Source organism: Enterococcus sp. VV15 (assembly GCF_005236045.1).
GTDB classification, from domain to species: Bacteria; Bacillota; Bacilli; order Lactobacillales; family Enterococcaceae; genus Enterococcus_B; species Enterococcus_B durans.
In genome coordinates, this window is the sequence record NZ_QPTY01000059.1 from 1 (window position 1) to 6,768 (window position 6,768).

General features: G+C 38.6%; 6 protein-coding genes. 1 reads left to right on the top strand and 5 read right to left on the bottom strand.

Annotated features, from left to right (window positions below; translation table 11 throughout):
• Positions 1-291: 291 nt before the first annotated feature.
• The 5 genes from acpP to DVW83_RS13855 form a co-directional block, all read right to left on the bottom strand.
• Positions 292-534, bottom strand: coding sequence for an acyl carrier protein (acpP, locus tag DVW83_RS13835; protein ID WP_005880715.1), 243 nt, complete (start codon positions 532-534; stop codon positions 292-294).
• Between the two features lie 123 nt (positions 535-657).
• Positions 658-1,659 carry a phosphate acyltransferase PlsX gene (gene plsX / locus DVW83_RS13840; protein ID WP_104661799.1) on the bottom strand — a complete coding sequence of 334 codons (1,002 nt, stop codon included), beginning with the start codon at positions 1,657-1,659 and terminating at the stop codon, positions 658-660.
• A gap of 47 nt (positions 1,660-1,706) precedes the next feature.
• A complete protein-coding gene (gene recG, locus DVW83_RS13845; RefSeq protein ID WP_104661800.1) occupies positions 1,707-3,743 on the bottom strand; it encodes an ATP-dependent DNA helicase RecG in 2,037 nt (678 codons plus the stop codon).
• A 128-nt stretch (positions 3,744-3,871) separates the two neighbouring features.
• Positions 3,872-5,554 carry a DAK2 domain-containing protein gene (locus DVW83_RS13850; RefSeq protein ID WP_104661801.1) on the bottom strand — a complete coding sequence of 561 codons (1,683 nt, stop codon included), beginning with the start codon at positions 5,552-5,554 and terminating at the stop codon, positions 3,872-3,874.
• 52 nt (positions 5,555-5,606) lie between these two features.
• On the bottom strand, positions 5,607-5,969 hold the full coding sequence (locus tag DVW83_RS13855; protein ID WP_005880723.1) for an Asp23/Gls24 family envelope stress response protein: 363 nt from the start codon (positions 5,967-5,969) through the stop codon (positions 5,607-5,609).
• 270 nt (positions 5,970-6,239) lie between these two features.
• On the opposite strand from DVW83_RS13855, the gene rpmB reads away from it, so the two are divergent.
• Positions 6,240-6,428, top strand: coding sequence for a 50S ribosomal protein L28 (gene rpmB, locus DVW83_RS13865; RefSeq protein ID WP_005880725.1), 189 nt, complete (start codon positions 6,240-6,242; stop codon positions 6,426-6,428).
• Positions 6,429-6,768: the final 340 nt, after the last annotated feature.

The window sequence follows — 6,768 nt, forward strand, 5'->3', positions numbered from 1 at the left end:
GAAAATATATTAAGTTTGATCAATGAGAGACCGGTAAAACATTGTATAGTATTTTACACAGGATTATGGACTTGACTGAATAAAACGTTTTATAACAAGTATTATTTTAAGCTTCATGTAATAGATTATTAATAATTATATAGAAAATCGTTTTATAATGCAAGATTATTTCGAAGTGTTGCCAGAATTGTCAGAAAAATCTATTTAAAACCCTTTTCATTTTCAGAAAAGATTAAAAAAAAGTGAGTAAAGGCCAAAAAATGGTCTTTACTCACTTCTCTCTATCGAAAATTAGTTAAGATGACTGCTGATATAATCTACCGCACCGCCAACTGTTTCAATTTGTTCTGCGTCTTCATCAGAGATCTCTGTTCCAAACTCGTCTTCAAGCTCCAAAACAAATTCCATGATGCTGATCGAGTCAGCTTTTAGGTCATCTTTGATATTTAATTCATCAGTTACTTTATCTGTATCAATTTCAAAATGATTTGAAATAATTTTCGCTACTTTGTTAAATATTTCTTCACGTGCCAATGTTTTCACCTCCAACAATTATCGAAATTGTCGACTTTCTTTCGCCAACGCTAATTCTACTGGCATTTTTTAAGAATGTCCACCTTTTTTTCCACCGACTTTTTCTCATTCGGATAAAAAAAGTCACTCTGCACTTTTTTCAAATTGTTCAACCAATTGGCCGACCACATTTGTTTCAAGCATCGTATGGATTTGGCGGATCGTATATCTTACCGCATCTGGACCCGTTGCACCATGAGTTTTGATCACTGGTGCTTTCAGTCCAAAGAGCACAGCTCCGCCATGTTTAGAGTAATTCATTTCAGATTTTAATGAACGCAGGCCGTTTTTTAGTAGTACAGCCCCCATCTTTCCTTTAAAACCTTCATTTAAAATGGCTGATTTCAAAAGATCCATCATATTCATTGCAGTACCTTCGATTGATTTTAACACAGCATTCCCAGTGAATCCATCGGTGACAACCACGTCAGCAACACCATTTAGCAATTCTCTTGCTTCTACATTACCAATGAAATTCAAACTCGTTTCATTGTGCAGTAATTCAAAAGCCTTTTTCGTAAGTTCGCTTCCTTTAGTTTCTTCTGTTCCGTTGTTCAATAGTGCAACCCGGGGGCGACCAATACCACGAACTTTTCGTGCATAAAACGAACCAAGTATACCATATTGTAGAAGATGCTCCGCTTTGTTTTCAGCATTTGCACCTAAATCCAACATATCAAAACCAGCATCAGGTTTGCCAATAACAGGCAATGTGGACATTAATCCAGGACGTTCGATGTTTTTGATCCTGCCGACGATAAATAATCCTGCAGCTAATAATGCTCCTGTATTTCCGGCTGAGAAAATAGCGTCTGCCTCTCCATTTTTCACTGCTTGCGCCGCTAAAACCATCGAAGCGGTCTTTTTACGACGAATCGCTTTAACTGGTTCATCATCACTGCTTATTTTTTCGTCTGTATGCACGATCGTGATATTTTTTTCATTTGTCAAATATTTTTTGATTTCTGCTTCCTTACCATAAAGGATAAATTCCACATCCGGGAAATCTTGTTGTGCTAAAGCCACACCTTCCACAATTGCTTGTGGTGCGTGGTCGCCACCCATTGCATCTACGGCGATTCTCATTATTTCCACTCCTTTTTTATCATCACTATAAAGTATAGCATAGTCTGCTAATCAAAATAATGATTATCTTGATTTTCTACCTCTAGACTATTTACCAAAGGCCGATATTCTGGTAGCACCTGCCAATTTTTAATTTGCCAAACATTCTGCGCTTCTTCACGGGCGACTTCCAAAACATTGCCATCAGCCACAAGATCGGCAATCGCAAATTGAGGCAGCCCTGATTGGCGAAAGCCAAAGACTTCTCCAGGACCACGTAGTTCTAAGTCTTTTTCACTTAATACAAAGCCATTATTTGTTTCTGTCATGATTTTCATCCGTTCAACGCCCAATTCATTCTTAGGATTAGCGACTAACACACAATAGGAAGCATCACTACCACGACCAACTCGGCCACGCAATTGATGCAACTGTGCTAGTCCAAAACGATCCGCATCCATGATCAGCATGACTGTGGCATTGGGAACATTTACTCCGACTTCGATAACGGTCGTCGAAACTAAGATTTGCATCTTATTTTCTTTAAAGGTTTCCATGATCGCATCTTTTTCTTGGTTCTTCATTTTACCATGTAATAATCCCACTTCATACTGAGGTGCAAACAGCTCACTTAATTTCTCATAGATTTCTACCGCATTTTTCACATCCAGTGCTTCGGATTCTTCGATCAATGGACAAATCACGTACATCTGATGTCCCTTAGCTAATTCTTTATGTGTCCAATCCAATACACTGTCTAATTGAGGCGTTCTCACCCAACGTGTTTCGATGGGGATCCGCCCGGCTGGCAGCTCATCGATGATCGAAACATCCATCTCTCCATACGCGGTAATTGCTAACGTACGAGGAATCGGCGTTGCAGTCATGAACAACACATCTGGCCGCCAACCTTTCTCCCGAAGAACTTTTCGTTGATTGACACCAAAGCGATGCTGCTCGTCTGTGATCACTAACCCCAGATTTTGAAACTCCACGCCTTCTTGGATCAACGCATGTGTACCTATTATAATGTCTATTTCTCCGGTTTCTAGCTGTTCAATTAGTTCCTTTCGTTCTTTGGCTTTCGTTGAACCAGTTAAAAGACCAAGCTTTACTTCTGTTGGATCAAATAATTTCTGTAAACTTTCCATATGCTGTTGTGCCAAAATTTCAGTAGGTACCATCAATGCGCCTTGGAATCCCGCTGTGGTCGTGGCATACAAAGCAATGGCAGCTACAATCGTTTTCCCACTTCCTACATCCCCTTGTAAAAGACGTTGCATATGCTGCGGGCTTCTCAGGTCACGACAAATTTCATTCGTTACGCGTTTTTGTGCATTCGTTAATTCAAAGGGCAATTTTTTGGTAAACTCTTTTAATCGCTGGATATCGTATAAGATCTCCAGTCCATTTTTTTCTGCTTTTTCGGCTTTTTTTAGTCCTTGAAGTCGCATTTGGAACAAAAAGAATTCCTCAAAAATGATTCGTCGCTTCGCCTGATGATTTTCTTCATGATTTTTTGGGAAATGCATACTTCTAACAGCTGTTGGTCGATCCAATAAACGATACTTCTCGACTAAGTAGATCGGCAGATTTTCTTCAAGTAATTGTCCGTATTCTTCAAATCCTTTTTTTATCAGATCAACTAAGGTCGTTTGGCGTATCGATTTATTGACATGATAGATAGGAGAAAAATCATCTAATGTTTGAGAACCTAAGATTTTCATCCCATTTAAAGCTTTTCGTTTCGCATCCCATTTTCCATAGACGGCGATTTCTTCCGATAAAATGATTTTATCTTTTAAATAAGGTTGATTGAAAAAAGAAACATTGAACACTGCATGATCTTGCATCATTCGAAACTGTAATCGGCTTTTTTTGTACCCGAATCGGCTCATGACAGGTGGAGAAACTACAAGTCCTTTTAAGGTTACTTTCTCTTGGTCTTGGATCTCATTTAAATTTCTTTCTTGGATATCTTCATAGCGAAAAGGATAATAGGTCAGTAAATCTTCAATCGTATGTATGCCTAAACTGGCAAGACTCACGGCTCTTTTCTCTCCCACACCAGCTAACACCGTAACTGGATCATTCAAAGATCGCATGGTCATTTCCTCCTCTTCGTCATTTCCCAACTGACAGTCTTATTCTATTTCAGTCACTCCTTAGAAAGAGGGCTGTACCATTTCTCTGGCACAGCCCTTACTAATTTCGATCATTCTTTGCTACGTTCTTATTCTGCTGAGAATAGATATGGATAAACAGGTTGATCTCCTTGATGGATCTCGACTTCTAAATCTGGATAACGTTCGACTAACTTAGCTGTCAAAGCTTCTGCTTGCTCAACTGAGCCACCTTCACCAGCTAAGATCGTTACGATTTCTGTGTCTTCAGTGATCATTTTTTCTAGAGTATCTAATGACGTTTCCACGATATCTGGATTAGAGATCACGATTTTTCCATCGATCATTCCTAAAAAGTCACCTTCAGTGATTTTTACGCCATCAATCGTTGTGTCACGAATAGCATGTGTCACTTGACCGCTCACTACACTTGAAAGCATTTCTGTCATTGTTTGTTTATTTTCATCTAATGATACTTGATCATTGAATGATAGCATCGCTGTCAATCCTTGAGAGATCGTCTTTGATGGCACGACTGCTACTGGGATTTCAGCAACTTCAGCTGCTTGGTCAGCAGCCATGAAAATATTTTTGTTGTTTGGCAACACGATAACTTTGTCTGCATTGACATCTTGAATGGCTTTGACAATGTCCTCTGTACTTGGATTCATTGTTTGACCGCCACTGATCACGTAATTTGCACCTAAGCTTTTAAATAACTCTTGGATCCCTTCGCCAGCAGCGATTGCTACGATACCATAAGGTGTACGTGTCGGTTTTTGTTGTGCAAACGCATTGACATCTTCGTCATGCTCTAAAATCGTTTCATGTTGCAAACGCATATTATCCACTTTTATTTTCACTAATGAACCAAATTTTTGTCCATAGTTCAATACTTCACCTGGATTTTCTGTGTGAACATGTACTTTGATGATTTCTTCATCATTGACTACTAATAATGAATCGCCTAATCCGTCTAAGTAATTGCGGAACTCTTCATAATCAAATTGGCTATCAACGGTTGGTCCTTCTCCGATTTTCACCATGATTTCTGTACAGTAGCCATAGTGGATATCTTCTGTAGCTAATTGTCCTTGGACACTACGATGATGTTCCGCATTGACCATGTCATCCATTTCTGCTGGAGATGGTTCATAGACTTCATCTGCTTGGAATTCACCGTTCAAAGCGCTCAAAAAGCCTTCATAGACAAACAGTAATCCTTGTCCACCACTATCGACTACACCTACTTCTTTTAATACTGGCAATAAGTCAGGTGTTTTAGCTAAAGCGCGTTTTCCGCCTTTGACAACGGCAGTCATCACTTCTATTACATCATCGGTTGATTTTGCTTTCTTTTCGCCAGCTTTAGCAGCTTCTCTCGCTACTGTCAGGATCGTTCCTTCTACTGGTTTCATGACCGCTTTATAAGCTGTTTCAACACCATGTGTAAAAGCTGCCGCTAGATCGGTAGCATTTAATACTGTTACATCTGGAATTTGTTTGGAAAAACCGCGGAATAATTGAGACAAGATAACTCCTGAATTTCCTCGAGCTCCCATCAGCAATCCTTTAGATAGCATCGTTGCTAGATCCCCTACTTTTTCAGAAGTAGAGTCAACTACTGCTTTTGCTCCACTAGTCATGGATAAATTCATATTTGTACCAGTATCTCCATCAGGAACTGGAAATACATTTAACGAATTGACATATTCTGCATTTATTTGCAGACGATTCGCGCCCGCCTGAACCATTTCCTGGAATTGGCTTGCACTGATTTCTGTTAAACTCACCTAGATAATCCTCCTTCAGATCGACTGCTGAATGAATCAGCAAGCCTCCTGCCTAGTCTGGCAGTACACGAACACCTTGGACAAAGACATTAACAGAATTGGCTGTTACACCTAATAATGCCTCCAAGTTGTATTTTACTTTTTCTTGAACATTACGTGAAACTTCCGAAATTTTTGTACCATAGCTAATAATCGTATAAACGTCCACCGCGATACCGTTATCTTCTTGACGAACGACTACACCTCTAGCATAATTTTCTTTACGTAAAATCTCAGTGATATTATCTTTGATTTGATTTTTGCTGGCCATTCCTACAACACCGAACACATCTGTCGCGGCGCCACCAACAACTGTTGCAATCACATCATTGGTAATTTCAATGGTTCCAGCTGACGTTTGAATTTTTACAGCCATGAATGAGCCTCCTTAACGGGTAAAATACTCCCATTTTTCTTCTATCATATTTTATCATAGCGCAACCTGAAATAAAAGGTAGTTACCCTAAAGTACTCAAAAACCCACGAATTTTTTAGAAATAACCTTGTATAATCTACAATTATTCTTGACAAATGTCAATTCTATCAGTGAAAATGTGCTTGCAAATTACTATTCTATATGATATGTTAGTCTGGTATGAGCTGAATTATTCTATTGCTCCAAATCAAGGCAAAGGAGGAAATTTACATGGCAAAAGTTTGTTACTTTACAGGTCGCAAGACAAAAAGTGGAAACAACCGTTCACACGCTATGAACTCAACAAAACGTACTGTTAAACCTAACTTACAAAAAGTTCGCGTAATGATCGACGGAACACCTAAAAAAGTTTGGGTGTCAACTCGTGCTTTGAAATCAGGAAAAGTTGAACGCGTTTAATTGAATAAAGTTTGAACCGTTCATTGTTGAACGGTTTTTATTTACATATAACAAGTAAAAATACCTAAAGCAGACTCTTCATTGAGTTCTTGCTTTAGGTATTTTTTCATACCACTTAAAAGCATCGGGTATTTGTCTTTTTATGATTGCTCAACTGTTTATGAAACGTAGGTGTAATCTTCTATTGATAGTTCATTTAGCTAGTATTTCGTCTAGATAAATTCAATTCTTTCGTTATGTTTCCTATAATATTTGACGATTTTAGTCAAGTCCATAATCCTGTGTAAAATACTATACAATGTTTTACCGGTCTCTCATTGATCAAACTTAATATATTTTC